This window comes from Colwellia sp. C2M11, assembly GCF_018860915.1.
In the GTDB taxonomy this organism is placed as follows: Bacteria; Pseudomonadota; Gammaproteobacteria; order Enterobacterales; family Alteromonadaceae; genus Colwellia.
In genome coordinates this window covers 1-26,449 of the sequence record NZ_JAHKQD010000007.1, presented here as the reverse complement: position 1 = coordinate 26,449, position 26,449 = coordinate 1, and the positions used below count along the sequence as shown (strand labels likewise).

At 34.2% G+C, this 26,449-nt stretch carries 33 protein-coding genes and 1 tRNA gene; 13 read left to right on the top strand and 21 right to left on the bottom strand.

Translation table 11 applies throughout. The annotated features are described in order from the left end of the window. Position 1 precedes the first annotated feature (1 nt). From KO509_RS01450 to KO509_RS01415, 8 genes are all read left to right on the top strand, one after another. Positions 2-682, top strand: a complete 681-nt coding sequence (locus KO509_RS01450) for a response regulator transcription factor (RefSeq protein ID WP_215971513.1) — start codon at positions 2-4, stop codon at positions 680-682. 2 nt (positions 683-684) lie between these two features. Then, positions 685-2,115, top strand: coding sequence for an ATP-binding protein (locus KO509_RS01445; RefSeq protein ID WP_215971512.1), 1,431 nt, complete (start codon positions 685-687; stop codon positions 2,113-2,115). Next, positions 2,108-2,500, top strand: coding sequence for a cupredoxin domain-containing protein (locus tag KO509_RS01440; protein WP_215971511.1), 393 nt, complete (start codon positions 2,108-2,110; stop codon positions 2,498-2,500). Before KO509_RS01445 ends, KO509_RS01440 begins: the two co-directional genes overlap by 8 nt. Further along, on the top strand, positions 2,490-3,278 hold the full coding sequence (locus KO509_RS01435) for a hypothetical protein (RefSeq protein ID WP_215971510.1): 789 nt from the start codon (positions 2,490-2,492) through the stop codon (positions 3,276-3,278). Before KO509_RS01440 ends, KO509_RS01435 begins: the two co-directional genes overlap by 11 nt. Positions 3,279-3,283: 5 nt before the next feature. After that, entirely contained in the window at positions 3,284-3,997 is a 714-nt protein-coding gene (locus tag KO509_RS01430) for a hypothetical protein (RefSeq protein WP_215971509.1), read from the top strand. 111 nt (positions 3,998-4,108) lie between these two features. Continuing rightward, on the top strand, positions 4,109-4,369 hold the full coding sequence (locus KO509_RS01425; RefSeq protein WP_215971508.1) for a DUF5062 family protein: 261 nt from the start codon (positions 4,109-4,111) through the stop codon (positions 4,367-4,369). A 174-nt stretch (positions 4,370-4,543) separates the two neighbouring features. Continuing rightward, positions 4,544-6,901, top strand: a complete 2,358-nt coding sequence (locus tag KO509_RS01420) for a marine proteobacterial sortase target protein (protein ID WP_215971507.1) — start codon at positions 4,544-4,546, stop codon at positions 6,899-6,901. After that, positions 6,902-7,576, top strand: coding sequence for a class GN sortase (locus tag KO509_RS01415; protein ID WP_215971506.1), 675 nt, complete (start codon positions 6,902-6,904; stop codon positions 7,574-7,576). It begins immediately after the preceding gene. Here KO509_RS01415 and KO509_RS01410 read toward each other — a convergent pair. The 4 genes from KO509_RS01410 to udk all read right to left on the bottom strand — a co-directional run bounded on the left by KO509_RS01410 (position 7,568) and on the right by udk (position 11,029). Then, entirely contained in the window at positions 7,568-8,149 is a 582-nt protein-coding gene (locus KO509_RS01410) for a thymidine kinase (RefSeq protein WP_215971505.1), read from the bottom strand. The genes KO509_RS01415 and KO509_RS01410 overlap by 9 nt on opposite strands. 16 nt (positions 8,150-8,165) lie before the next feature. After that, the gene (deoC, locus tag KO509_RS01405; protein ID WP_215971504.1) at positions 8,166-8,981 is read right to left on the bottom strand and encodes a deoxyribose-phosphate aldolase; all 816 of its coding nucleotides are present in this window, start codon (positions 8,979-8,981) and stop codon (positions 8,166-8,168) included. A gap of 100 nt (positions 8,982-9,081) precedes the next feature. Beyond that, positions 9,082-10,326, bottom strand: coding sequence for a NupC/NupG family nucleoside CNT transporter (locus KO509_RS01400; RefSeq protein WP_215971503.1), 1,245 nt, complete (start codon positions 10,324-10,326; stop codon positions 9,082-9,084). Positions 10,327-10,378: 52 nt separating this feature from the next. Then, positions 10,379-11,029, bottom strand: a complete 651-nt coding sequence (gene udk / locus KO509_RS01395; RefSeq protein WP_215971502.1) for a uridine kinase — start codon at positions 11,027-11,029, stop codon at positions 10,379-10,381. Between the two features lie 180 nt (positions 11,030-11,209). Between udk and KO509_RS01390 the strand changes: the two genes are divergently transcribed. Further along, positions 11,210-12,484, top strand: coding sequence for a phosphopentomutase (locus tag KO509_RS01390; protein WP_215971501.1), 1,275 nt, complete (start codon positions 11,210-11,212; stop codon positions 12,482-12,484). Here the strand turns inward: KO509_RS01390 and KO509_RS01385 are convergent. Next, on the bottom strand, positions 12,458-13,003 hold the full coding sequence (locus KO509_RS01385) for a LysE family transporter (RefSeq protein WP_252727328.1): 546 nt from the start codon (positions 13,001-13,003) through the stop codon (positions 12,458-12,460). The genes KO509_RS01390 and KO509_RS01385 overlap by 27 nt on opposite strands. Positions 13,004-13,187: 184 nt before the next feature. On the opposite strand from KO509_RS01385, the gene KO509_RS01380 reads away from it, so the two are divergent. Continuing rightward, a complete protein-coding gene (locus tag KO509_RS01380; protein WP_252727327.1) occupies positions 13,188-14,072 on the top strand; it encodes a LysR family transcriptional regulator ArgP in 885 nt (294 codons plus the stop codon). 65 nt (positions 14,073-14,137) lie between these two features. Here KO509_RS01380 and deoD read toward each other — a convergent pair whose 3' ends face one another. Next, entirely contained in the window at positions 14,138-14,842 is a 705-nt protein-coding gene (gene deoD, locus KO509_RS01375) for a purine-nucleoside phosphorylase (protein WP_215971499.1), read from the bottom strand. 230 nt (positions 14,843-15,072) lie between these two features. Next, positions 15,073-16,065 carry an adenosine deaminase gene (add, locus tag KO509_RS01370; protein ID WP_215971498.1) on the bottom strand — a complete coding sequence of 331 codons (993 nt, stop codon included), beginning with the start codon at positions 16,063-16,065 and terminating at the stop codon, positions 15,073-15,075. Between the two features lie 189 nt (positions 16,066-16,254). Here add and aroG point away from each other — a divergent pair, with 189 nt between their 5' ends. The 3 genes from aroG (at position 16,255) to KO509_RS01355 (ending at position 18,300) form a co-directional block, all read left to right on the top strand. Beyond that, positions 16,255-17,310, top strand: coding sequence for a 3-deoxy-7-phosphoheptulonate synthase AroG (aroG, locus tag KO509_RS01365; RefSeq protein WP_215971591.1), 1,056 nt, complete (start codon positions 16,255-16,257; stop codon positions 17,308-17,310). 422 nt (positions 17,311-17,732) lie between these two features. Next, positions 17,733-18,113: a hypothetical protein gene (locus KO509_RS01360; RefSeq protein ID WP_215971497.1), complete on the top strand. Its 381-nt coding sequence runs from the start codon at positions 17,733-17,735 to the stop codon at positions 18,111-18,113. 96 nt (positions 18,114-18,209) lie between these two features. Then, positions 18,210-18,300 (top strand) — tRNA-Ser (locus tag KO509_RS01355). Between the two features lie 305 nt (positions 18,301-18,605). Here KO509_RS01355 and KO509_RS01350 read toward each other — a convergent pair. The 14 genes from KO509_RS01350 to KO509_RS01285 all read right to left on the bottom strand — a co-directional run bounded on the left by KO509_RS01350 (position 18,606) and on the right by KO509_RS01285 (position 26,216). Beyond that, complete coding sequence (locus KO509_RS01350; protein ID WP_215971496.1) at positions 18,606-18,953, bottom strand: DUF6404 family protein; 348 nt, start codon at positions 18,951-18,953, stop codon at positions 18,606-18,608. 127 nt (positions 18,954-19,080) lie between these two features. Further along, positions 19,081-19,293: a hypothetical protein gene (locus KO509_RS01345; RefSeq protein ID WP_215971495.1), complete on the bottom strand. Its 213-nt coding sequence runs from the start codon at positions 19,291-19,293 to the stop codon at positions 19,081-19,083. 59 nt (positions 19,294-19,352) lie between these two features. Continuing rightward, a complete protein-coding gene (locus KO509_RS01340; protein ID WP_215971494.1) occupies positions 19,353-19,634 on the bottom strand; it encodes a hypothetical protein in 282 nt (93 codons plus the stop codon). A 108-nt stretch (positions 19,635-19,742) separates the two neighbouring features. Beyond that, the gene (locus KO509_RS01335) at positions 19,743-20,123 is read right to left on the bottom strand and encodes a VanZ family protein (protein ID WP_215971493.1); all 381 of its coding nucleotides are present in this window, start codon (positions 20,121-20,123) and stop codon (positions 19,743-19,745) included. 209 nt (positions 20,124-20,332) lie between these two features. Next, positions 20,333-20,752: a GNAT family N-acetyltransferase gene (locus tag KO509_RS01330; RefSeq protein ID WP_215971492.1), complete on the bottom strand. Its 420-nt coding sequence runs from the start codon at positions 20,750-20,752 to the stop codon at positions 20,333-20,335. A 60-nt stretch (positions 20,753-20,812) separates the two neighbouring features. Further along, complete coding sequence (locus KO509_RS01325; RefSeq protein ID WP_215971491.1) at positions 20,813-21,088, bottom strand: hypothetical protein; 276 nt, start codon at positions 21,086-21,088, stop codon at positions 20,813-20,815. A 105-nt stretch (positions 21,089-21,193) separates the two neighbouring features. Beyond that, entirely contained in the window at positions 21,194-21,589 is a 396-nt protein-coding gene (locus KO509_RS01320) for a hypothetical protein (RefSeq protein WP_215971490.1), read from the bottom strand. Between the two features lie 144 nt (positions 21,590-21,733). Beyond that, positions 21,734-22,177, bottom strand: a complete 444-nt coding sequence (locus KO509_RS01315) for a hypothetical protein (RefSeq protein WP_215971489.1) — start codon at positions 22,175-22,177, stop codon at positions 21,734-21,736. Between the two features lie 43 nt (positions 22,178-22,220). After that, positions 22,221-22,601, bottom strand: coding sequence for a hypothetical protein (locus tag KO509_RS01310; RefSeq protein WP_215971488.1), 381 nt, complete (start codon positions 22,599-22,601; stop codon positions 22,221-22,223). 41 nt (positions 22,602-22,642) lie between these two features. After that, complete coding sequence (locus tag KO509_RS01305; protein ID WP_215971487.1) at positions 22,643-23,392, bottom strand: type 1 glutamine amidotransferase domain-containing protein; 750 nt, start codon at positions 23,390-23,392, stop codon at positions 22,643-22,645. Between the two features lie 337 nt (positions 23,393-23,729). Continuing rightward, on the bottom strand, positions 23,730-24,155 hold the full coding sequence (locus tag KO509_RS01300) for a GNAT family N-acetyltransferase (protein WP_215971486.1): 426 nt from the start codon (positions 24,153-24,155) through the stop codon (positions 23,730-23,732). 282 nt (positions 24,156-24,437) lie between these two features. Then, positions 24,438-24,794, bottom strand: coding sequence for a YcxB family protein (locus tag KO509_RS01295; RefSeq protein ID WP_215971485.1), 357 nt, complete (start codon positions 24,792-24,794; stop codon positions 24,438-24,440). Between the two features lie 308 nt (positions 24,795-25,102). Further along, complete coding sequence (locus tag KO509_RS01290) at positions 25,103-25,528, bottom strand: hypothetical protein (RefSeq protein WP_215971484.1); 426 nt, start codon at positions 25,526-25,528, stop codon at positions 25,103-25,105. A 139-nt stretch (positions 25,529-25,667) separates the two neighbouring features. After that, the gene (locus KO509_RS01285) at positions 25,668-26,216 is read right to left on the bottom strand and encodes a hypothetical protein (RefSeq protein ID WP_215971483.1); all 549 of its coding nucleotides are present in this window, start codon (positions 26,214-26,216) and stop codon (positions 25,668-25,670) included. Positions 26,217-26,449: the final 233 nt, after the last annotated feature.

Genomic DNA, 26,449 nt, shown 5'->3' with positions numbered 1-26,449 from the left:
TATGCGCATATTGTTAGTTGAAGATGACATTCCGCTTGCAACAGCACTGCAAAAGTCGCTTCAAACAGAAGGGTTTGTTGTTAATCATCTTCAGCAGGGAAAATTAGCATTAAGCGCGTTAGCCTGTGATGATCAAGATATGATGATTCTAGATTTAGGATTACCAGATATAGATGGCCTTGAGATCTTAAAACAATTACGTGAAAAAAAATCAGCTTTACCCGTTATTATTCTAACCGCACGAGACTCTATTGAAAGTAAAGTGAAAGGCTTAGATTATGGTGCCGATGATTACTTAACTAAACCATTTGAAATTAAAGAGTTAATGGCACGTCTACGTGTTATTGAACGACGATTAGGCACGGCTAATACAGCTTTTATTTGTATTGATGAGGTGAAATTAGATACCTATGCACATAAAGTATTTGTGTGTGATCAAGTTACAGGTAAAGAGCACGAAATCACATTTACTAAGAAAGAATACATGGTACTAAAAGCGCTAATGGAAAATGCAGGTAGAATTTTATCGCGTGAGAAAATAGAATCAAAACTATATCATTGGGGAGAAGAAGTACTCAGTAATGCGGTAGAAGTGCATATTCATAAATTAAGAAAATACTTACCGGAAAAGTTTATTAAAAATGTTCGTGGTGTTGGTTACATAATAAATACCAAAGGGTAATTATGAGTATTCGACGTTATTTAGTTTTAACACTTTTTTCAGTATTAACATTAATAACATTTATCGCTGCAATTCAAGGTTATAAGCAAAGTATGTCTCAAGCTGAGGCGGGGTTTGATCAACAACTATTAAGCCTTGCACAAACATTAACTGCAATGAATAGTATGCCAAATGCAAATATTAATAGAGATAAAACGTTACAAGTAGTCCAGCAAAGTGCTTTTGCTTTTCAAGTATGGAAAAACAAACGATTAATATTAAAAAGTAATAATGCACCCGATCATCTAATTACTAATATCGCATTAAGCTCCCACCAAGGAACTGAATTTTTTGAGGTGAATTTTTTAGATCAACGTTGGCGTGCTGTAGCGTTGTCATCACTATTTTTAGCGCCTAATGATAATATGGTTGTGATTGTTGCTCAACCACTTAAAGCACAATTTTCTTTAACCCAAACACTAATTCTAGCAGCCGTAACGCCGATGATAGTTGCTATTGCAGTATTGTCACTATTAATATTTATTATTATTACACAAGGTTTGAAACCATTACATAAGCTTAGTTTTGAGCTTAGTAGAAGAAAAAGTAACGACTTTAGCCCTTTAAATGTAGAAGTCGATAATAATGAATTGGCTGATATTGTAGCAACATTAAATGAATTGTTTGCTCGCCTCGATGCTGCTTTTCAACGTGAACGACACTTTGCCTCTGATGCTGCGCATGAATTAAAAACACCATTAAGTGTTTTAAAGATAGATACACATAACCTGATTCAAGATTTAGCTGAACGTTCAATAAGTAATAGAAATCAACAGTTAACATCTACTGATATTGAAAATTTTAGCTCCATACACGCGTTAAATAATAGTGTAGATAGAATGGGGCATGTTATAGATCAAATATTAAACTTAAATCGAACTAACCCTGCTCAAATAAGTAACGTAAGCAGTGCTTTTAATATCAACGTGCTACTTAAACAAGTGATAGCAGAGCTGTATAACGATATTTTACATAAAGACCAAGTAATTACGTTAGAAAGTGATGATATCTTCTTATCTGCTCATGAATTTTCAGTTCATTTACTTGCCACTAACTTAATTTCTAATGCGAATAAATACACACCGATAGAAGGCGAAATTCTTATTAGCGTAACGCAAGGTAGAAATAAAACGATAGCGCTTTGTGTTGAAGATTCTGGCCAAGGAATCGATGAAACAGAATATCAGCGTGTGTTTGATCGTTTTTATCGCGTTGGCGGAGATCAACATGATTCAGACATCTTTGGTTGTGGTTTGGGCTTAGCAATTGTAAAACATATTGCTGATTTACATGGCGCTAACATACAGTTATCACGTTCTACATTATTAAAAGGGCTCAAAGTTGAAGTAATATTTCCCGCCACAGCAAATGAAGAAATAGACACTCATGGATAACATTCAATTAATTCGTTATTTACGTATTGTTTTAGTTAGCCTTTTACTGCTCCTTACTTTACATGTACAGGCGCAAAAGTCTGAGTATCATATCAAGATAAAAAACCATTTGTTTTATCCTGCCGTTATCGTTATTCCGGCAAATAAAAAAATTAAATTGGTTATAGACAATCATGACGAAAATATTGAAGAGTTTGACAGCTTCGATCTTAATCGTGAAAAAGTTATTTTTCCCAATAAACAAGCAAGTATTTTTATTGGTCCGCTTCCTGTTGGCGAATATAGTTTTTTTGGTGAATATCATCCTCACAGTGCTCGAGGAAAAGTAATTGTTGTAGAAAGTAGTCAGCAAAAGCTAGAAAAAGGAAAACAAGATGCTAATTAATACCGTACTTTTGTTTTTAAATAATGCGCTACCTGTCTTCATTATTACCTCATTATTATTAAGGTACTTTGCGATAAATTATCTTGATATTGTCAATGCTAAGAAAGTTTTTATCGGCGTTATTTTAACCGTAATTATGTCTGTTATTTTAAGTAGTCATTTAGAAAATTTATCTCTAATACTTGATGGCAAAGGAACTGAATTGTTTTTATCATTCGGCGCTATTATTGTGTATTTATCAACTGTGTGCCTATTTATTTTAAGTCATAAAAATGACTACACCAGTGTTAAAAAATACTTAGCGATGTTGATATTTTTTATTATTAGCGTTTTTAATGGCGCCCATTTTATAATTTATTTAGTGTCTTATTGGACACAAGCACAACAAGATGAAACGGTGCTGATCGGGATAACACTCGGTGGCGGGATTTGCTTAAGCATATCGATATTATTCTATTTCTTATTAAGGTATCTGGATAAAAAAATATATAACCACAGCTCTTGTTATTTTTTATTGTTTTATGGGTTAGGGCAATTAATGCACGCAATAATGTTTTTGCAACAGGTTGATATATTTTCAAGTAGCCAGCCTATTTGGGATAGTGCCAAGTTCATTGCTGAAGATTCAGGATTAGGGCAGTTATTAACTGTTTTATTTGGCTATGAAACAACACCATCACTTTTACAGTTAGTTTCCTATATTATGGCTTTAATTCTTCCGGTAATGCTGCTCAAGTTACCTTATATTTCATTATCTTTTTATGGTAGAAAATCATGATAAGCATGTCATTAATCAATCGCTATTGGGCTCTGATATTCTTGAGTATTTCTTTAGTTACCTCTTCTATTGTTTATGCTGACGGGGTTGTCGTTGATAAAGTTTACCATCCTTATGTCTTACCGAATGAAAGAGAAGTTGAATGGCGTTTATTCTCACATAGAGAAAGCAACAACAATAAATTGGCACAGCGCCTAGCTTATGGTCAATCAGTAAGTGAAAATTTGATGCTAGAGTTTTATCTTGTTGGTGAGCGATATAGTAATAATGACTTTGATTTGGTGTCTTATGAACTTGAAGCACGTTGGATGCTAACAGAGCAAGGAGAATATTGGGCTGATTGGGGATTGTTGTTTGAGGTTGAAAAAGAAACAGAGCAAAAAAACTGGGAAGTTACTTCTGGTATTATTGTTGAAAAAGAGTTTGGTCGTACTAGCCTGACGTTAAATGCCTTTGTAATTTACGAATGGGGAAAAACGCTGAAAAGTGAACTTGAGACTGAGTTTCGCCTTAAGTACCGTTATCGCTATATTGAACAATTTCAACCAGCAATAGAACTATACTTAGGTGAAGACTATTTAGGAATTGGCCCCGCATTTATGGGATTACAACGTTTCAATGCACAAAAGCAGCTAAAGTGGGAAGTCGGCTTTATCACAGGAATGGACAGTCGAAGCAAAGGTCATGTCTTGCGAGTCGCAGTAGAGTATGAGTTTTAACCGACCTTAACGAAATACTCGTTAAATACGCTATAAATTGTAATAGATAATTGACTTACTTCTTTATTTGAAGCATCTTTAAGCCAAGTTTTTATTTAAGAATCGAGTAAAATGAAAAAATTAAAAAATGAAGCTGAATTATTAAAAAAAGCACTTGTTATTGGTGAAAAATATGCAGTTAATCGAGGATATAAAAGCTTTGCTGCAACCAATTCATCTAAAGATAAAATAGAAAGTCTATATCGTTTATTAGTGAATGATAACTTAATTCAACCACTTGCAGTTGACAATGAAGATCAACCTAATATGAAACATAAGTTGGCCTTATGGATTGCTAAGCAATTGCCAGAAGGTCATTCTTTGCTAAGTTAATATAATTCTATTAGTTATAACTTGGCTTGTGATTAATTTACTTTTAGTAAAATACAGGGTAAGTAAACTTTATGGTGAATTAATCATAATTTGCCATAAGTTAGCCATAATTCCTACCCTGTAAAAACATAATTTCACTTCATGATAAAACTTTACTTTCTATAGAGTTTTATCATGAAAAAAAGCACAACTATTAATGGGTCCATTTCAACGTCATCCCATTACACCTTAATACCTTATACTTTACGTATTTCACTACTTAGTATCGTATTTTCTCCTATCTTGCTTGCCATAATGAGCCTTAGTTATTTACTAGTGCTGACAAAAGTGAGTGCGAATGAATTATCAATGGACAATATTCCATATCAATCGATTAGCTCAGGTACTTTGTATTTTAAAAATAATGAAAAATACTCTGCAGCATTAATTCAACAAAGTGATTATCAAGTAACCATTAACGGTTTACTGGCAAAGGTAAATTTTACGCAAACCTTTAAAAACGCAAGTAATGACTATGTTGAAGCTGTTTATGTTTTTCCATTGGTTGATGATGCCTCTGTTTCTTCAATGATCATGGAAATAGGTGAAAGGCGTATAGTAGGGAAGATTAAAGAAAAACAACAAGCGCAAAAGCTTTATACAAAAGCGAAAACAGCAGGTAAAAGAGTAGGGTTGGTGTCACAGCAGCGGCCAAATTTATTTACCACAAAAGTGGCCAACATAGCGCCAGGGGAATCGATAAAAATAAATTTACACTATTTTCAATCAATAAAATTAAATAATGAGACCTTTTCATTAAGAATTCCGCTAACCTTAACGCCTCGTTATATCCCTTCATCACACGCAATTAATCGCAAAGAGCTAATAAACGCGAGTAATACCAGTGATGAATTAAAAGTAATAAATACAACCAGCATCAATTCACATGGCTGGGCAATGAATAACGACAGAGTTACCGATGCCAGTGAAATTACGCCTATTCAAACAAGAGATAACACCGGTGAAAATACTAGCCAAAATCAAACTGTCACCTTGTCAGTTGATTTAAATGGTGGTTTACCATTAACGAATGTTACTAGTTTGTACCATCAAATAGCAAAAACGCCATTAAATGAAAAACTGTTAATATCTCTTGCAGATAAAAACACCAAGCTCGATCAAGACTTTGTTTTAGAATGGCAGCTCGAACAGGGTAATGTACCGAAAGCTGCTTTCTTTATACAATCAGAAACAGATGTTACTAATAATAAATACCAATATGGTTTATTAATGTTAATGCCACCTAGTAATGATTATGCACAAGCGATTGATAAAAATGTTATTTATATTATAGATACGTCTGGCTCTATGGGCGGCGTGGCAATTAGACAAGCAAAGCAATCTTTGATTACAGCATTGGATTTATTAAACTCAAATGATACCTTTAACATCATTGCCTTTGAAGATCGCACACAAAGTTTATTCAAGGTCAGTAAGCTTGCGAATGCAGATAATGTAGCACAAGCTAAATATTGGCTATCACAACTAGAGGCGGGCGGTGGTACTAATATGTATCCGGCCATTGAACAAGCTTTAACAGCATCAAATAAAGATCACCCATATAAACAAATTGTATTTATTACTGACGGTAGTGTCGGTAATGAAACAGAGTTATTTAATTTAATTGAACGTAAGTTAGCTAGTTCACGTTTACATACTATTGGTATTGGCTCGGCCCCTAATAGTTATTTTATGTCACAAGCAGCAAAAATAGGCCGTGGCACCTATCGTTATATTGGAAGTATCAATGAAGTAAGCCATGAAATGACGCAATTGTTTAATCAAATTAGCAAGCCGTTAATGCAAAAAGTTGAATTGAGTTGGCCAATGAAATCGGTAGAGACCTTTCCAAAAAATATTCCTGATTTATATGCAGGACAGCCTTTAATGATCAGCGCTCGTTGGTTGAAAAATGAATTAAAGGAACAAGCAAACAAAAAGGATAGTTTAGGAAAATCAAAAGTAGATGCATATATTAACGTATCGGGTCAATTAGCGGCTATGACTTGGCAAGAAAAAATAGATATCACTAACGTTAAAGAGGCGGGCGTTAACTTGAATTCAGCTGAAAGTTCATTTGATGTTAAACAATTAAATATTGGCGTTGCACAGTGGTGGGCTAAAGAAAAAATTGACCATTTAATTGACCTACATCGTCGAAGTTCTCTTGAGCAAAAAGAGATAGTTAAGGCTGAAATTACCAACTTAGCATTACAGCATCATTTACTTTCACCGTATACGAGCTTTATCGCTATTGAAGAGGAAATAACACGAAAACAAGGTGCACCATTAAAATCAAAAGCGATAAAAAATTTAATGCCAACAGGCTCAACACAAATAATTCCATTGGCGAATACTAGCTTAGGCATAGCGGGCTATTTATATTTTGCTTTATTATTTATGACGATCGCCATACTAATGCAATTACTAAATAAGTCGCTACGCTTACATAAGCGTTATGTTCGTCATTCAAACGAATTAAGCGCCAAATAAATGATGACAAATTTTACGCGTAAGAGGGATAAAATTATATCGTCATTGGTCATACTGCTTTTGATAATAGCGTCAGCTAGTTTTGCAATGGCAAGTTACATGATGATAAAAGCGCATTTTGCACAAGTCTTATTAGCGTCAACTTGGCAAAAGCAATTGATAAGTGTTGATGATGATCATGAAGCGTCTAAATCAAAAAATAAAACGATTGAGGAAAATAAGCCCTGGCCATGGGCTGATTTTTATCCCGTCGCTAAACTTACTTTTGATCGTTTTAACTTGTCGCACATTGTGTTAAATAATGATTCAGGACAAGCGTTAGCATTTGGTCCGGGCCTTAATCAAAGGGCAGATTCTGGCGTTGAACTAGGCCAATCAAATGTTATGGTGATCTCAGCGCACAATGATACTCACTTTCGTATTTTAGAGGAATTGAGCGTAAACGATAGCATAACTTTAACGTTAAAAACGGGCAATGCTAGCGTATTTAAGGTGAAAAAAATTACTATTTTAGATCTGGCTACAGAGCAATTGGTGCTGTTGAATAAAAGTAACTATAAAAATGAGGGTAACAAGGAAGTTGTTGATATAAAAGAACTTATACTGGTTACGTGTTACCCTTTTGGCAGTGCAGATAGTGAAACATCATTGAGATATGTCGTTCATTTAAGCTAGTGGGACATATTCTTTAAAGTGTTCACGGCATACCGCTTGATATCGTTCATTACCACCAACTTCCACTTGTTCGCCTCCTGTAGCAGCTTTGCCATCACTGTTTAATCGAATGACAAAGTTTGCTTTACGGCCACAATGGCAGATAGTTTTTAACTCAACTAACTTGTCTGCCCAAGCCAATAATGCAGCACTACCAGTGAACGTTTGGCCTAAGAAATCTGTACGAATACCATAAGCTAATACCGGAATATTTAAGTTATCAACAATGTCAGTTAATTGCTTAACTTGGGTTTTGGTTAAAAATTGTGCTTCATCAATTAATACGCAGGCGATTTTAGTTTCGTTTTTAATCGCAGTAATTTCTGTTAATAGGTCAGTTTCTTGTGCAAATAAATGAGCATCTGAATTAATACCCAATCGAGAAGTGACTTTTCCTTTTGCATACCTATCATCAATTTGCGCGGTATAAAGAACGGTTTTTAATCCACGTTCATTGTAGTTGTATGACGATTGTAATAAATGCGTCGATTTGCCCGCATTCATTGATGAGTAATAAAAGTAAAGTTGTGCCATTATCTAGCCCTTATGCTTAGTAACTTGCAGAAGTGCTAGTGTTGCTATTAGCTTCTTGATTGTTTAACTCAAGCGTTGTGAGTAAGTTATTTAATAAACTACTGGCACCAAATCTAAAATGCTTTGTGCTAACCCAATGCTCACCTAAAATGTTGCTTGCTATGTCTAAGTATACTTGAGCATCGTTAACGTCTCTAACACCACCTGCGGCTTTAAAACCGGTATCTGTGCTTGCATTATTTGTCGCATTAATAACACTAAGCATTATTTCAGAAGCTTGTGGTGTCGCATTTACGTTAACTTTACCTGTAGAGGTTTTAATAAAGTCAGCACCAGCACGTATTGATATTTCACTTGCTAATTTAATCAATTCAGGTGTTTTTAATTCACCCGTTTCAATGATAACTTTTAACAATACATCGTTTGGACAAGCTTTTTTACATGCTGTTACTAGCTTTAAGCCTATCTCAGTATCACCATTAATTAATGCTTGGTAAGGAAAAACCACATCAACTTCATCAGCGCCATAGGCAACAGCAGCTTTTGTTTCTGCAACAGCAATTGCTACATCATCATTACCGTGAGGAAAGTTTGTCACCGTTGCTATTTTTATATTAGGTGTACCCTGATTAGCTAATAATTTTTTAGCTAAAGGAATAAAGCGTGGAAAAATACAAATAGCAGCTGTATTACCTCCTGCAGACTTAGCCTGTAAGCATAAATTTTTAATATCAGCGGGTGTTTCCTGATCCGTTAAACTGGTTAAATCCATTAAACTAATGGCTTGTTTGGCAATTTCTTTTTGTGTGTCGGTATTTGTTTGAGTCGTCATAGTTAAAATTTGATAATTAAGTTTATATGGATCAATACCTAACTAACAATGTATCGTTAGTTAGGTATAATTTATGAATTAGCAATAATGGCTTTTACTCTTAAAGGGATAAAAATAAGCCCGCAATTGCTGCACTCATTAAATTAGCGAGTGTTGCTGCTAGCATGGCTTTCATGCCTAGTCTTGCTATGTCAGGTCGTCTATTTGGCGCCATAGAGCCAATACCACCAAGCAAGATAGCGATAGACGATAAGTTAGCGAATCCACACAGGGCAAATGTAATAATTGCTTGCGTAGGAACGCTCAACGTGTCTTTTATCTCAATAAAGTTTACATAAGCAAAAAACTCATTTACTACGACTTTCTGCCCAATAAAACTACCTGCTTGAAGCATTTCAGAGGTTGGAACACCAATAATGAAAGCGATAGGCGCAAATAAATACCCTAATAACCATTCAATTGTAATGCCTTCAAAACCAAATAAGCTAGCTGTTCCGCCAACAATTGTATTGAGTAAAGCAATAATAGCAATAAAGGCTAATAGCATTGCGCCAACGTTAACGGCTAGCTTTAAACCCGATGCAGCACCTGATGCTGCTGCATCAATAACATTTACCGGTTTGTCAGCACTTTCTTCAATAACGATACTTTCATTAGCTATTTTTTCATGTTCTGTTTCTGGAAGAATAATTTTAGCCATTAATAAGCCACCAGGTGCAGCCATAAAAGAAGCGGCGATCAAGTATTTTAAGTCAACACCTAAGCCTGCATAACCTGCTAAAACAGAGCCGGCAACAGAAGCTAAACCACCTACCATTATGGCAAACAGCTCAGATTGTGTCATATTCGCTATATAAGGGCGTATTACTAATGGCGCTTCTGTTTGACCAACAAAAATATTTGCGGTAGCTGACAATGATTCAGGTTTACTGGTTTTTAGTAACTTTTGTAAGCCACCACCAATAATTCTAACAACCCACTGCATTATGCCAAGATAATATAAAACGGCTATTAATGACGAGAAAAAGATAATCACTGGTAGCACACGAATGGCAAAAACAAAACCAACGCCATTAGAAAACATAGCATCTGTGCCTAAACCACCAAATAAAAAGGCAATACCCACATTGGCACTATCTATCACTTGTTGAACGCCACCTGAAATTGATGCTAAAACGTCTTTTCCAAATGGAATATAAAGTACAAATGCACCTAGCCCAACTTGAAGAGCAAAAGCCCAAACAACTGTACGAATATTGATAGATTTTCTTTGCTTAGAAATAAATACAGCAATGGCGAGCAACACACCAATACCAATTAAACTACGTAGTACCGTTAGATCCATTGTAACCTCAAGTTATCTTGTTAATTATTATTGTTAAATGCTATGAGTAATTCTATTGAGTACTTTTTAAAGATAACTGTCGAATTTTAGCTTTTAATACTTCAATTGCCATTCTATTTTTACCACCGCGTGTAATTACCAAATCAGCCCAAGCTTTAGACGGTTCAATAAATTGGTAATACATAGGACGTACTGTGGTTAAATATTGATTAGTGATAGACTCTAAACTACGTTCACGTTCTTCGGTATCTCTTTTAATACGTCGAATAAGGCAAATATCAAGTGGTGTATCCATGTACACTTTTATATCAAAACAGTCTCGAAGCTGAGGGTTTGATAAAAGTAGAATGCCTTCAACTAATATGATTTTAGTTGGTTTTATTGATAAGGTATTGGTTGTACGTGTATGCGTTTTATAACAATAAACAGGGCAGTCTATTGTTTTCTGCGCTATTAAAGATGTTAAATGTTCACTGAGTAATTCATGTTCAAAGGCTCTAGGATGATCGTAGTTAGTTTGCGCTCTCTCATCCATAGTTAAATCTGATTGATCCCGATAATAAGCATCTTCTTTTAAAATAGAAATGCCGTCAGGACCTAATTCAGGTAATAACTCTTGATATATTGTTTTAGCAAAAAGGGACTTTCCTGATGCTGAAGCACCTGCGATGGCGATTACAGTCGTTTTACTTGGTTGTATCATTAATAAGTCCGTAGAAAAGGTCAAGTTATTGCTATTATAAACTTAATTTAGAACAATCTAAGTAAATCACAAGGCAATAAGAAAAAAGGTTAGAAAAAACTTGGCTAATTATAATAAAAGCTTTAAATTAACACAACTTGACTAATTGGTCATGTTTTTTTAACAAAAGGTGTAAATTCAATGGCAAAGGCAATAATTTTAGTGCTTGATAGTTTTGGGGTCGGCTATGCAGATGATGCAGAAAGTTTTGGTGATGTTAATGCTAATACGTTTATCAACATAGCTAAAGCTTACTTTAAAGCAAAAAATAAAGTTATACAATTGCCAAACCTAGGTGAATTAGGCTTACATGAATTAAGTCGGCAAGCGAGCAGTGATAAAATTTGGCAAGAATATAAAGATGATTTAGCGAAGTCGTCGATAGATTTTAATGATTTTTATATTAAACCTAATAAAGGTGCTTTTGGTTATATGGCTGAATTAAGTACCGGTAAGGATACACCAAGTGGTCATTGGGAAATGGCTGGAGTGCCTGTATTGTTTGATTGGACTTACTTTTCAGATCATGAGTCATCTTTTTCGACAGATTTAATTGCTGAAATTAATAACAAAACGGGCTGTAGTGGAATATTAGGTAATTGTCATGCATCAGGTACTGATATTATTAATAAGCTTGGTGATATGCATATTCAAACGGGTTTACCTATCTGCTATACCTCAGCTGACAGTGTTTTCCAAGTAGCAGCTCATGAAGAGCATTTTGGTTTAGATAAACTTTATCAATATTGTGAACAAGTTCGTGAAATATTATCAAACAGTGATTTAAATATTGGCCGCGTGATTGCTAGACCATTCGTTGGTGAAAGTAATAGCTTTGCTCGTACAGGTAATAGACGTGATTATTCAGTATTACCACCCTCAACCACAGTATTAGAAAAAATTGTGCAAGCAGGTGGAGAAGTAGTTAGTGTTGGTAAAATTGCTGATATTTTTGCTCATCAAGGCATAACACAAAAAACAAAAGCAAATGGCATTGATGCGCTAGTAGATGCCACAATAGCGCATATCAAGTCTTCAAAAGATAATAGTCTGATCTTTACTAACTTAGTGAATTTCGATCAAGACTTTGGTCATCGTCGTGATCCTGTTGGTTATGCCCAAGCATTAGAAAACTTTGATAAGCGTTTACCTGAAATTTATAAGCATATGGGAAAAGACGATATTCTATTTTTAACTGCCGACCATGGTTGTGATCCAACTTGGCCTGGCAGTGATCACACGCGTGAATTTGTACCTTTACTTAGTTATCAACAGTCGATGGCATCAATAGACTTAGGTAAACGCACCAGTTTTGCTGATTTAGGACAAACACTTGCTGAGCTTTTTGATGTAGAAGCAATGGAATATGGTACAAGCTTTTTGACGGAGTTACTTCAAAGTCCAAGTCATAAATAATGACCAAGCAATAAACCACATCACAGCACCAATTAAACAATCTATAACACTCTTAACTTTCGGTTTACTTAATTGTACCGAAAGTTTTGAGGCTGTTAATGCTAAGGTAGAAAACCAAACGATAGAGCCGGTAATCGCACCAATAAGAAAATAAATCTTTTCTTGGCCGGTATATTGTCCACCCACACTGCCAATCACCATCACAGTATCAATATAAGCATGTGGATTTAAAAAAGTCACAATTAAACTTGTTAATATAACAATCTTTAATGATCTTTTTATTTTAACATTGCTATTGTCTGACTTTATTCCATCAAACGCTTGCTTAAAAGACATCGCGCCATAACTAAGTAAAAATAAAATTCCACCCCAGGTGAGTAGTGTAAATAGCAATGCATTGGTCGATAAAATTAAACTGCCACCTAAAACACCAACAGTTATCATCAATGCATCATAAAGTATAAATAATCCTGCCGTGGTAATATGGTGGTTTTTATTAATGCCTTGAGAGATCAACATAGAATTTTGACTTCCTATCGGTATTATCATACTCAATGTTAGTGTAAATCCTTTGATTGCTGCCAAGATGAACATATAGGTTCCTTAAGTTATTTGCTTAATGTCATTAGAAAAAATAAGAGTTTGAACTTTTTCATTAAATTAATATAATTAATAAAATTTATTTATCATAAGAATAACTAATATGGACTATAAGTTATTAGCAGCATTGGCTGCTATTATAGAAACACAAAGTTTTGACTTAGCAGCAGCACAGTTATTTATTTCTCAATCAGCTATTTCTCAACGTATTAAATTACTTGAAGAGAATATAGGTCAGCCAGTGCTTATTCGCAGACAACCGATAGAATTAACCACAGTCGGTGAACAATTGTTAAGCCATTTTAAGAAAGTGAAACAATTAGAAAATGAGCTTTTACCTGAATTAATGCCTGATAACGCAATTAAACCAATGAAAGTTTCACTGGCAGTGAATGCCGACAGTATTGCTACGTGGTTTTTAAAAGCATTAACGCCAGTATTACAAGAAAATTTAATTGAGTTAAATTTGTTGATTGAACCTGAAGATCGAACCTTAGATAGATTACGTTCCGGCGAAGCCATAGGTGCGGTTAGTATTATTAAAAATCCGTTAAAAGGGTATCGTTCATTTGAACTTGGCTCAATGAATTATTGCCTTGTTTGCTCGAAAGGGTTTAAAGATAAATACTTTAAACAAGGTGTTACTCAATCGTCATTAAAAATGGCGCCAGCCATTAGTTATGATCACAAAGACGCGATGCATATGCATTATATTGCAGAGAATTTTGGTTTAGAAGCCAGTGAATATTATTGTCATACCGTTCGATCCGCAGAGGCATTTGTTATATTAGCAAAGCAGGGCGTTGCTTATTGTTTAGTACCATATTTGCAAATTAAAAATGAACTTGAAGCTGGAGAGTTAGTTAATTTATGCCCAGACAAAGAGCTTATTAGGACACTTTATTGGCATAGTTGGGTGCTTGTAAAAGGTGTAAATAAAAAAATATCTCAACAAATAATATATACCGCTCAAACGCTTTTAGATTAAAATCGCTTACAAAAGAGTTTAACGTAAGCGATTATAATGTTTGAGAATATCACGGAAAAAAAGCGTTATAGAATACTTTCTAATGTTAATTCCATCATATCTTTGAAGGTATTTTCACGTTCATCAGCCGTTGTTTGCTCACCTGTTTTAATGTGATCAGATACAGTAAATACAGCTAATGCTTTTTTACCTAATTCAGCAGCAACACCATATAAACCAGCAGCTTCCATTTCTACTGCTAATACACCGTGTTTTTCCATCAACGCGAACATTTCAGGTTGTGGCGTATAAAATAAGTCAGCGGTAAAAACGTTACCTACATGCACTTTTTTATCAAGACGATCAGCTGTATTAACTACTTTGTGCAATAATGAAAAATCAGCAAGAGCAGCAAAATCACATTGATTAAAACGCATACGATTAACATTTGAATCAGTACTTGCTCCCATACCAATAATTACGTCACGAATTTTAATATCATCGCGAACTGCGCCACATGAACCAATACGAATAATGTTTTCAACACCAAAGTCTTTGTATAGTTCAGTGGCATAAATTGAAATAGAAGGTATGCCCATACCTGAACCCATGACAGAAATACGTTTACCTTTATAGGTACCCGTGTAACCAAACATGTTACGTACGCTTGTTACGCATTTTGCATCGTCTAAAAAATTTTCAGCGATAAACTTAGCTCGAAGCGGGTCGCCTGGCATTAATACGGTTTCGGCGAAGTCGCCTAAGTTAGCTGAAATATGTGGAGTACTCATGGAAATCCCTTGTTAATTCTTTAAGTTGATTACTAAATTCATTCTTTAAGTTATCCCCTATGGTAAGAAAGTAAGTTAAAGAAGTAAGTTAAACAGTAAGTTTTTAGCCTGAAATTTATAAACCTTTAATTAGGTTAAATAATTAAAAAACAGCTATCAAGGGTGTTTTACTGATCTTGTTGTTTACCGATGTAATTTTATCAATTTGACAATAAAAATCAAACCTCTTTCTATATTGTTGAGACTAATTGCTTTTTATCAGTGTCAGATAAAAAGCAAACATCAATCGAATTCTTTTGTAATTGAGTAGTATCTTTATCACTGAGCTTTAATACATTTTGAGCTACAGTATATTCATGTTTTATTTCTATACCTTGTACTGCGGGATCATCAGTATTCAAACAAGCTTTTATGCCATGTTTAAGAAATGTTTTTAATGGATGCGTAGCTAAATCTTTAACTGTTCCTGTTTGATAATTTGATGTTAAACAAGATTCTATCGCAATATTATTATTGACCATATAAGACATTAATTTTTCATCTTCTATTGTCGCAACGCCATGACCAATACGAGTTGCGCCTAAATCATTAATTGCCTGCCATACGCTTTTTGCACCACCAGCTTCACCTGCATGAACTGTAACGTTTAAGCCTGCATCACGCACTTGCTTAAAATGGTCGACAAATAAATCGCCAGGAAAGTTATACTCATCTCCCGCTAAATCAATCGCAACAAGATCATTTTTATGTGTCAGCAAAGCATCTAATTCAAGTTGGCAGTGTTTAACACCAAATGTACGGCTTAAAATACCAATTAAGTTAATATTAACATTAAAAGTTTTCATGCCTATTTTAATACCATCAACTACGGCAGCAACCACTTCAGCAATCGGTAAATTATGGTTCATCGACATATAGTATGGAGAAAAACGTAATTCAGCGTAATGTAACCCTGCATTAAAAGCGTCTTCTACATTCTCAAAGGCAATACGTTTTACATCATCAAGATCTTTTAATACAGCGACTCCCCAGTCTAATTTTTTCAAAAAAGCCAAGAGGTCAGATTCGCTACCCTGTATTTGCACATGAGGAATAAAATCGCTCAGTTGTGTTGCAGGTAAAACAATATTGTTTTTAGTTGCTAATTGCCAAATGGTAGCAGGGCGAATGTTACCGTCTAAATGCCTGTGAAGGTCAAGTAATGGTAAAGTCTTATTTATCATTATATATCTACCTCTTAATTAGAATTTCAAACCATGATTATAGCGAATTTTATCGCTTTCTTCATGGGAATATACTGGTATTACGCGCATAACACTGTTAAATTATCTTTAGATTATTCATTTGGATGTCTAGACGTAAATAAAACGAATTAAGTTGCTAATTAGATTAGCAGAGAGCAAAGAGAAAATATTATGTATCAAACTGACGATGTGCGCATCAATAAAATCAAAGACTTATTACCTCCTATCGCATTACTAGAACGATTTCCAGCGTCAGAGAAAGCAATTAAGTCGGTTGTTTCTGGCCGAGCTGCAATTCACAACATTTTTAATGACAAAGACGATCGTTTACTTGTTGTTATTGGACCTTGCTCTATTCATGACCCTAAAGCGGCATTAGAGTATGCTCAGCGGTTAGTGAAATTACGTGAAAAGTATAAAGATAGCCTAGAAATAGTAATGAGAGTTTATTTTGAAAAGCCTAGAACAACGGTTGGTTGGAAAGGTCTAATCAATGATCCATACATGGATAACAGTTTCAAATTAAATGATGGCCTTCGCTTGGGCAGAAAATTACTATTAGATATTAATGAACTAGGCTTGCCAACAGCGGGGGAGTTTTTAGATATGATTACGCCTCAATATATGGCTGATTTAATGTGTTGGGGCGCTATTGGTGCTCGCACGACCGAATCTCAAGTGCATCGTGAACTCGCTTCTGGCCTGTCATGTCCAGTAGGTTTTAAAAATGGTACTGACGGTACAATCCGAATTGCTATTGATGCAATTGGCTCAGCGGCAGCTTCGCATCATTTTTTATCTGTTACTAAGTTTGGTCATGCAGCAATTGTTGAAACAACTGGTAATAGCGATTGTCATATTATTTTACGTGGTGGCAAAAGTACTAATTACGATGCACAAAGTGTGAAAGAAGTTACTGAAGAATTAGATAGTTGTGGTTTAAACACTAAAATAATGATTGATTTTAGTCATGCTAATTCAAATAAGAAATTTGAAAACCAAATGTTAGTATCAACTGATGTAAGTGAGCAAATTAGCCAAGGTAATCACAATGTGTTTGGGGTTATGGTTGAAAGTCACTTAGTTGAAGGTAACCAAAAGCTAGTTAATGGTAAAGCTGAGGTTTACGGCCAAAGTATTACTGATGCATGTATTGGCTGGGATGATACCGAAACGTTATTAGCGCAGTTAAGTGATGCAGTTATTACCAGAAGATCTGTATAGTTAATGACAATCTAATGCTGACTCGAATATGTTATTGTAAAAAGCTAAGCGATTAAAAGTATTTTAATATAATAAAAGTCTACTTAAATTGAGTATTTAAGTAGACTTTTTTATGCGTGAAAATCTTAATAATATATTTAATTTACAATGACTTTATCAATATTCATGTATTAAAAATATAAGGATGGACATAATAACTACCTTGCCGAAATAATGAAAGAACAATGTGATAACCATGTTTCTAAACAAACATAACAACGATGAAAAATAATTTCGTTTGCTTTTTAATCAATTAGGGTCAATATGCAATATTGTTCTAATGAAATGATTGTTAAGTAGGAGAGAGATCTCTATATTGAGTAAGAGAGTATGTAATAAGTTTGTAGATAGTGATTACGATAATAAAGACGGAGCGTCAATTTATGCAGTATCAATCAATGGAAAAATCTAAGCAACAGGTTACCTCTAATACTAATAACTATTATGCATCTTCTAATGCCGATGTTCCTACAATGGCAAAGGCTTTTGCAATATTAAGTTATATCACTTTAATCGGTTGGTTAGTGGCTATTGTTTTACATGGCAGCCACAAGTCGAATTTCATTAGTTTTCATTTACGTCAGTCCTTAGGACTCATTATTACTGGGGCATTACTCGCGTTAATCCCACTAATTGGATGGTTGCTAAATGTAGTTGTTTTACTTGTTTGGATATATGCTGTTTATCATGTTGTGCAAGGCCATACGATAAGAGTTCCAATCTTAGGAGACTTCTATCAAGAGCATTTAGACTTTATAAAGTAATTTATTTTAATAAAATGCGAATTAATCCTTTACAATGATATGGATAGCGCTTAATATACGCCTCGACTTTTTAGCAAGATGATTGTTAAAACTATTGGTGAGATGGCTGAGTGGTCGAAAGCACCGGTCTTGAAAACCGGCAAGGGTTTGTAGCCCTTCTAGAGTTCAAATCTCTATCTCACCGCCACATTTTAAGAAACCGCTATATCAAGTTATAGCGGTTTTTTTTCGTCTGGTGTTTGTTAAAGACAAACCCGTAGTTTGTAGCGTAACACCTTCGAGTAGTGTTCAAATTGCTATTTTCACCGCCACATTTAGAAAACCCGTTAATCGAAAGATTGACGGGTTTTTTGCTTTCTAGGTCTTGTTAAATCGGTATTGGGGTTTGTAGCGTAACACCTTCGAGTAGAGTTCAAATTTCAATCTCACCGCCACATTCTAAGAAACTACAACTTTAACGGGGCGCTATTTTTTCGTTTTGCGGGTTGTTAGCTACAATGTATGCCAATCACTCAAGTTGTTTTTCTTTGCACTACGTTTGTAATATAGCGCCATCAATAATCCAAAAAATACACCTGCAAGTAAACTTGTAAATATAGCAATTTGAATAGGCATGTGGTCATTTTTCCAAGAGGTAAACCACATAATAATTCCCCAAATAATACCAAACCATAACGAGGCTGTAATAAAATTGCTCTTGAATGAACAATAATGGAAGGGACGAATATTAAAGCCAAGCTTCCTTAACAGTACAACAATCGGAGGATTATAATTAGATTTCCATATATTAGCTTCATTAAGCTCTTTTTGTGCAGCTTCTAATTTATTTTGAAATGACATTTTACACTCACTGTAACTAACTACAGATTAAAGGACGAAAGATAGTTTGCTGAAATAAACAACACCGGATCAAAATCCAGCAGTTGTTAGTCTTGTTTTAACTATTTTTATTTTTAATAGGTAATGACTAAACTTGATTTGTTTTAAAGTAATTCAATATATCTGTTTTTCCTGTTAGTGCATAAAATATAAAATATGCACCAACTAAAGAAGATCCCGTTATTCCAATATTACTTGTATCAGAAAAAGGGGAGAAGCCCAAAAACGCCATGATACTTGCTAGTAACATGGCTAACCCAATAACAAAACTTAAGGTTTTGAAAACTTTAGTTCGACTCATCAGCTATCCTTATTTGTGATTTCCTCATAACACATACCTAACAAACAATATATTACTGGTTATAGGCATGAACTGTTAATTAGGGCATTTTGTTTTTCAATGTCGCTAGTATTTTTATCTGCTTCTGCAATTGCTAAGTCAATTTTAGCTGTAGTACATTTATCAGATAATTCTTTTTTAACTAGGTAGCTCTGATCTTTTTGATATTGCGACATACCTTGCGCACCACTATATTGATCTCTATCTTCAGGCGCTCTATCTTTTTGATAAGGTGGTGGCTGAGTTGCACCACAAGCTGATAATAAAACGATCAGCGAAACAGGAATTAATTTATTAAACAATGCTTGATACTCCTTGTGTATATAACGCTTTCATAAGCGAAAATTACCGTTAACTATAATGTTTGAAAAATTAAATAAAAGCCAACTATAATTTTTCCGGCTAATTTTCTATTCGAGGTGTTTACTAATAAACTTTGTTACAAGGCTAAAAGTAATAATACCTAGAATATCAGCCAGTACATCCGTTATGTCTAGTGTCCTGCTAGGTATAAAGTACTGACTTAATTCTTCAAGTAACACGAAGAAGAAAACTACGGTTGAACCAACATATATGTTAAATGAAATTAATGTATATGATTTAAGTTTAAAAGCAAAGTTAACGCCTAATGTTAGTAAACCAAATAAGCAGAAATGTCCTAGTTTGTCGCCATAAGGAATACGAGCAACCAGCTCAAAAAAAATGCTGTTTTGTGCGGTATTAGCTAAATATATTATCCACGTGATAAACATTAAAAAAGCGACTGATATAATAGAGATTAACTTATGCATAATTATTTTCTTGATTGTAATTTACCTTTGATGCTCTTATTAATACCAATTTTATTAATTAAGTGAACAATTTTATACATAGAAAGAATTGCCAAATATAAGGCATCTATTTCAATAACTAGTTGTCCTAATTATTAAATAACGATGTAGTGGGGGATTTTAGCAAGTAGAAATGATCACATAGTTAGTGAGATTAGTATAAAACTCATTTACACAAACTTACACATACCACTGCCTAAAGTATTGCTTGGTCGTAACATATAATCATAACGGATATAAAAATCCTCTTTTCCTTTTGCAGCTAACAATCCGACAGTAGAGCCTTTTTGAGCTGCTACGGATAAATAATTTTCTATCTGATCCATTAAAATAGAGCCAACACCTGTACCTTGATAACTTGGATCAACAATCACATCTTGAATATAAAAATACATTGCGCCATCGCCAACTATACGACCCATACCAATAAGTACCGATTTATCACGGACCGTGACGTGAAACAAGGAATTATTTAAGCTCGTTTGAGCCAAATTAAATTCTAATTCTCCCCAACCAACTTTATTTCTTAAATTTAAAAACTCTTCAACTAATGGGCTTTCTAGCTTAAAATCATATTTATCAGAATTCATTGTAATCTCCATTTATTATCTTCACAAACGCCATTAACCTCATTTGAAAGTTGATTATATTTATTGCTTATTTGCTTGAAATAAATAAGATAAAGCAGCAGCGTAACTAACAAAAAAGATTACAAAAGCCAAACCCACAACAATTTGACCTAGTAAATTACCACCTAAGCCCGATAGAAAAATAATATATAGAGAGGGTGGAAATGAAAGCAATGAAAAACGAAACTGCTTATTTGAGCTAATTAATAGCTTTGAAACTACAGGTATAAATTGAATGATTATGGGTATAAACATTAAACAAACAATAAAAATATCTAACTTAAAATTACCACTCACGACAACTTCCTAATTTGAAATAAATATAACGACCTTAAAATAATCAAAAACAAGAGTAAAAGCCAATTGTTATTTGTCCTGTTTTAACGAATTATTATGTGTATTTTAAAAAGATACACATACACCTGAAAGTACAACATTATTCATAATATAAATAAATACCTTTTTGGGAGAATCATCAATTGTAGTTATTTGAAGGTATCTAACTACTTGAGTATTAGTGGCAGCTATAACAGAGTATCCATTTACGAAATGGTCATAAACCAAAGGTTTTATTGAAGCAATGTTATTCTTAAATTGTTGACCTACTATTATTCCAGTTTGACGATCAACCATAAAGTTCTTTTCTAGGAAGACATCCCAACTTTTAACTTCATCTAATTTACCGTTTTCAGCAACATGCTGGGCCTGCTTTACCGTACATTTAAAGTCAGAATTATTATCTGATGCTTGGATTAAGAATGAGAAAAACACCAAACAGTATATTATGATTACCTTCATATAAGCTCCGATTACGATATGTAAATAACGTTTAAAATACTTAAAATTTGTTACATTGAATGAGTGTAGCTAGTAATGAACCACCACTTTCCCACTAATCGTGAATTTGGGCCGTTTTTACAAAGACACCATTTGAAGTTATTGTTATATGTCTGATTTACCAAGCCTATATTGTTCTATACTACCGGCGATAAAACAAATACCAACATAAAACCAAACTGTACTAGCAATAACTTGCCAAAGATCTAAGCCTGTAGGATTAGTAAATGTAGGTATAGCGATTAAACCACGTAATGTGCAAAGAAAAGCAATAGTAATTAACGCTGGTGTAACTAAAGGTATTTTGCGAATTAAGCCAACTGCGGAAAAAGCAAAAAGAGTGCATGAAAACATTAATCCAGCGACTACGACTGTTCCAATTGGGGCAAGTAAAGTTCCTTGCTGTGCAGAATCAATAATTTGTTGAGGTGCTCGCGCGAAAGTAAACCAACTAGGACCACCCCAGATACAGAGTAGGTGCCATATCGCAGAAGCAGCGGCAATAAAACCGGCACTAATTAATAACTTTGATTTAAAACTAAACTTCAATGGGAGCTCCATATTTGTCCTTGTTTAATTTCGTACTAAACTTTTAATGTACCATCTCGCCACTAAATCTACCACGGCCTTTCCAATAGTTGCATTCAGGACAATAGTTACCTTCTGGATAATCGATCCCTTCTTCGTGAGGGCAACCTATTACTTCCTGGATCATACTTACGGATTTTGCTCCGTTTTCATCAATAAAATTCAAAATTTCACTCATAACCAGTTCTGACTTTCTCAAGTCTGATGAAGAAAACCACTTTTTCATCGGATCTGTTTCCGCGCCTTCTTGTATTATGATTGCGCATACTGCTTTTGTTGCAAGATTATTGTTTGGTCCATAAAAAGCTATCGTTGCTATGGGATAGCCCTTATCACCTTTACGAACCCTTTTGGTTAGTAATTTCTTATTGTTGCCTTGAGCCATTTGGATACTCCAACCTGAAAAAATATTGTTAAGTGCCATTGCTACTTGTTTAATATTATCATTTCTTTTGCAACAATAGCTGCCGAAGGTAAAAACATTGTTGAAACAATTCGCTGATCGATAACAACTTCGTGTTTGTCTTTTAAAGTATGTTTATTTTGTGCAATTGCACCATTTTTATTTAACTGACTTTCAACAAGAAATGGTAATAGAGATCCTTGTTTTGCCCATGATTTAGATCTTTCTGTTGAGTTTGGAAAACCAGCAACTTTCTTACCCTTGACAAGAAACTCACCCGTAGATAAAACAACATTAGCAAAAGCACCCGCGCCATGTCCGCCGCCACCAATAATACCACCTGATTCATATATTTTTGCAATAATTGACTGTAACTCTTTATTATTAGCAACATCAAATAAAGGGCCGTAACCACCACCAATATAAACTCCCCAATAATTACTCGGTTCAATTCTCCTTGGGGTAAAAGTGTTGTTTGCTTTGTCCATGAAACCTTCATATTTAATGGTGTAACTACTGATACCTAGAGGATCCATCATGAATTCAACTTTTCCTCCATTAGGTGAAACAAAGTCAACCTCGAAACCATGACTCACAAAAATATGGTAAGGCGGCGCTACTTCCCATAAGTTATTTCGCGCATCATGCTTTTCAGCATCACCCATATCAATCATGTTTGATGCAATAATCAGTACTTTTTTCGCAGGAACTGTATTTACACCAACCGAAATGAATAATATTGTAGTGAAAAAAATGTAAATGAAATACTTCATTATTGTCCTTAAAAAATAATTGTTTAATATGCATCAAATTGATAAACAGTTTAATTGATCAGTTAAGGCATTTAATGTCTTTATAAACGAGGTTTGATAAAATTGTTAAGTGCTTTATTGCTCGACATATTTAAATGTATTCGCACCATCAAAATATCTGATATTTACTACTTGATTCGCTGTGTAATATGCCCACAAAGCTGCAATACGATAACATAGGGAGCAATTACAAGTTGTTACTGATTCCGGTAGTTTATTTGTAGTTATTGCTATATTTCCACAATGGCAAGTTGTTTCAATCATCTCGCCTTCCTGGACACTTAACGACTTATTATGCTTATTTGTAAACTTCCGGGTGATGTAATTCCATGAATGATTTTGGGGAGCTTAATGCTTTAAAACCAAATTGTTCATACAATCCATGTGCATCACTTGTCGCAAGAGCCATACGACGAATACCTTGCAATTTTGGGTGTTCAATAATATTTTTCATTATCCATTTACTAATACCTTTACCGCGATGTTCCTCTAAAACAAAAACATCAGCTAAGTACGCAAATGTCGCAGTGTCTGTAATCATTCGAGCAAAAGCTACTTGATTTCCTGAATCAGTAAACACACCAAAACATAATGAATTATTAATTGCCGTCTCCATGGTATTCAATGGAATATTTTCAGCCCAATAAGATCTAGCAATGTACCCATGAATCACTGAAATATCCATATCACTTGTTTCAGAACTAATTTTATAACCTGAAATCAACACTAACTCCTTTTATAAGCATAACAACTTACTATGAGGTGACATACCTTCTTTCTACAAGAGAGTATCAATCAACCATTATTGTATTTTTAAAAAGATTACTTGATTGTTACCAGTAGATCAATAAGTTCAAAAAACCAGACCTACTGGTTGATGTGTAAAGCAGGCTTTTTGCCTTCTTTCTTATAGAAATGAGGGTAGAGCAATAGGCAAGCAGGTAGTAAAAGGATAAAGCTTGTTGGTATCTAAAAATAATTTGAACGACTGTTTTTGTTAATTTTATTAAACAAACTTATTGGAAATAAGATTTTTAAATTCAGTATGGTGATTCTCAAAGCATCTATAAGGTAAAGGGATAAATCCTTGCTCCAATTCCATTAGATAAGCGTCAGTTAATTGGTGAATGTGTAAAACTTTATCCCAAGGAATAAACTTATTTCCCAAATTCGATTTACGCTCAAAGCCATTAGCACAAAATTTGAAAGTACATAGCCCAACTTTCCTGACTTTTATGGCAAATATTAATGAACCGAATAAGTGAGCAACTATATTGTCCCACAAACTTATTTTTATTTTGCTTGAGGGGAATTTCCCATGTTTTTCTTTATATAAATTAATTGGAGCAAATTCAGTTATCACATTGATATACTCCGACCAAATATAATTTAATTTAATTTAATTGACAGCATGTATAAACCTAACGAGTTTGTAGAATAACTCGTTTATTATAAATTTCCCCATAAAATAGGGGTACTAAATGCATTACCTATATCGCGTTAACACTCTACAGCCTGATACAGGAGCTAAAGAAACTCGTCGTTTTGACTGAGTTAGTTATTCTACAGCCTCAACGTCCATTTAAGGGGCTGATAATTGTTTACTAAAATGTGTAACGATACGAACAGCCTACGGTTTTTAGTTCTGTTGAATTGCTTGCTATAGGCGTATCAGAATTTATAACCAATATTTAATGTTACTGATGTTGAGGTTTCTGTTTTTCCAGTATCAGAATAAAAACCACCAGCATCCTCTCTAGTAACGCCAAGACCTGTACCAATTACAAGCCCATTTTTAGAAAAACCGTTAAAATGATAATCATACGTTGCAAAAAGAAAGCCATCCTCGCTCTGAATCTCTTCCCTACCAATAACAAGACCATAAGCATGATTTGAGTTTTCACTGAAAGTTGTTTGAAAGCCAGCCGAAAGTCCTATTAATCCAACAGAGCCATAATACTTACTCGAGTCTGTTTTATAGGAAAGTTGCGCACCTAAAACACCTCCATATTGATGTCCTATACCCACAGCGGTCTCATATTCACCAGCAGAGCTAAATAAACAAACGAATGATAAAGCTAAAACAGATATTTTCATGGAAATCCTTTTTTAATGATGAAACTAGAAGGTAGCTTCTAGTCTATAACTCCCAAATAACGAGCTAAAAATTTTTGGTTAAAATGTTGGACGTAGTGAAAACAGACAACTGTATTTTTTGTACCAATTAATCAGTTTGTTAGCAGGAATTTATTCGCAACCAATTTAGCTGTAGATTATAAGCAGTTTGGTTGTAATTAGTTGAATATAAATTCATAAAACCATGCAAATATTCAACTTTAGAAGTATTTACATTTTTCTTTCTCGATAGCTCATTTTGTAGTTCTAGCACATCAAAATGAAACTCTTTTTTGGGGAAAATCAAATCGACTTCAAATTGTGGGCTCACTTCTTTAAAATTTCTAATTTGAGAGCCATAGTAGCAAATTGCACGATTTACATTTTTAACCGAAAGCATTTCAGATAACTTCCAAATTATAGATGCCCCAATGCTAAAACCAATTAAAGTACTAGCAGAAGTTATTGACTCCGTCTTTTTTAGTAATATTGACAAATAATCATCAAACCCAATATTCTCCATAAAGTAAGAATATGCTTCAGCTTCATCTTTAAAAGCCATATCGACTCCACCATAAGGATCGACAATAACCTTTGCATTGAGTTCTTCGCTTAGCTTAACTAAAGCAGGTGTTTTACCGAAGATATCTGTTACTAAAATTATATTCATAAACCTCGATTAGAAATTATAGAAATGAAATTATTGAAATTATGGGACACCCAAGCTTTGATAACCTAAGTTAATTTTTGTATTCTTTCTGTTATTTTAATCATACAAAACATAACTAAACAATCATTATAGATTTATTTTTTTAAATCATACTTTGCTGTGTCATTTTACTGAATTTCAGGCAGCACAAAAGAATTATGTTAGAGAGATAGCAATCAAGATTCTACGAGTGG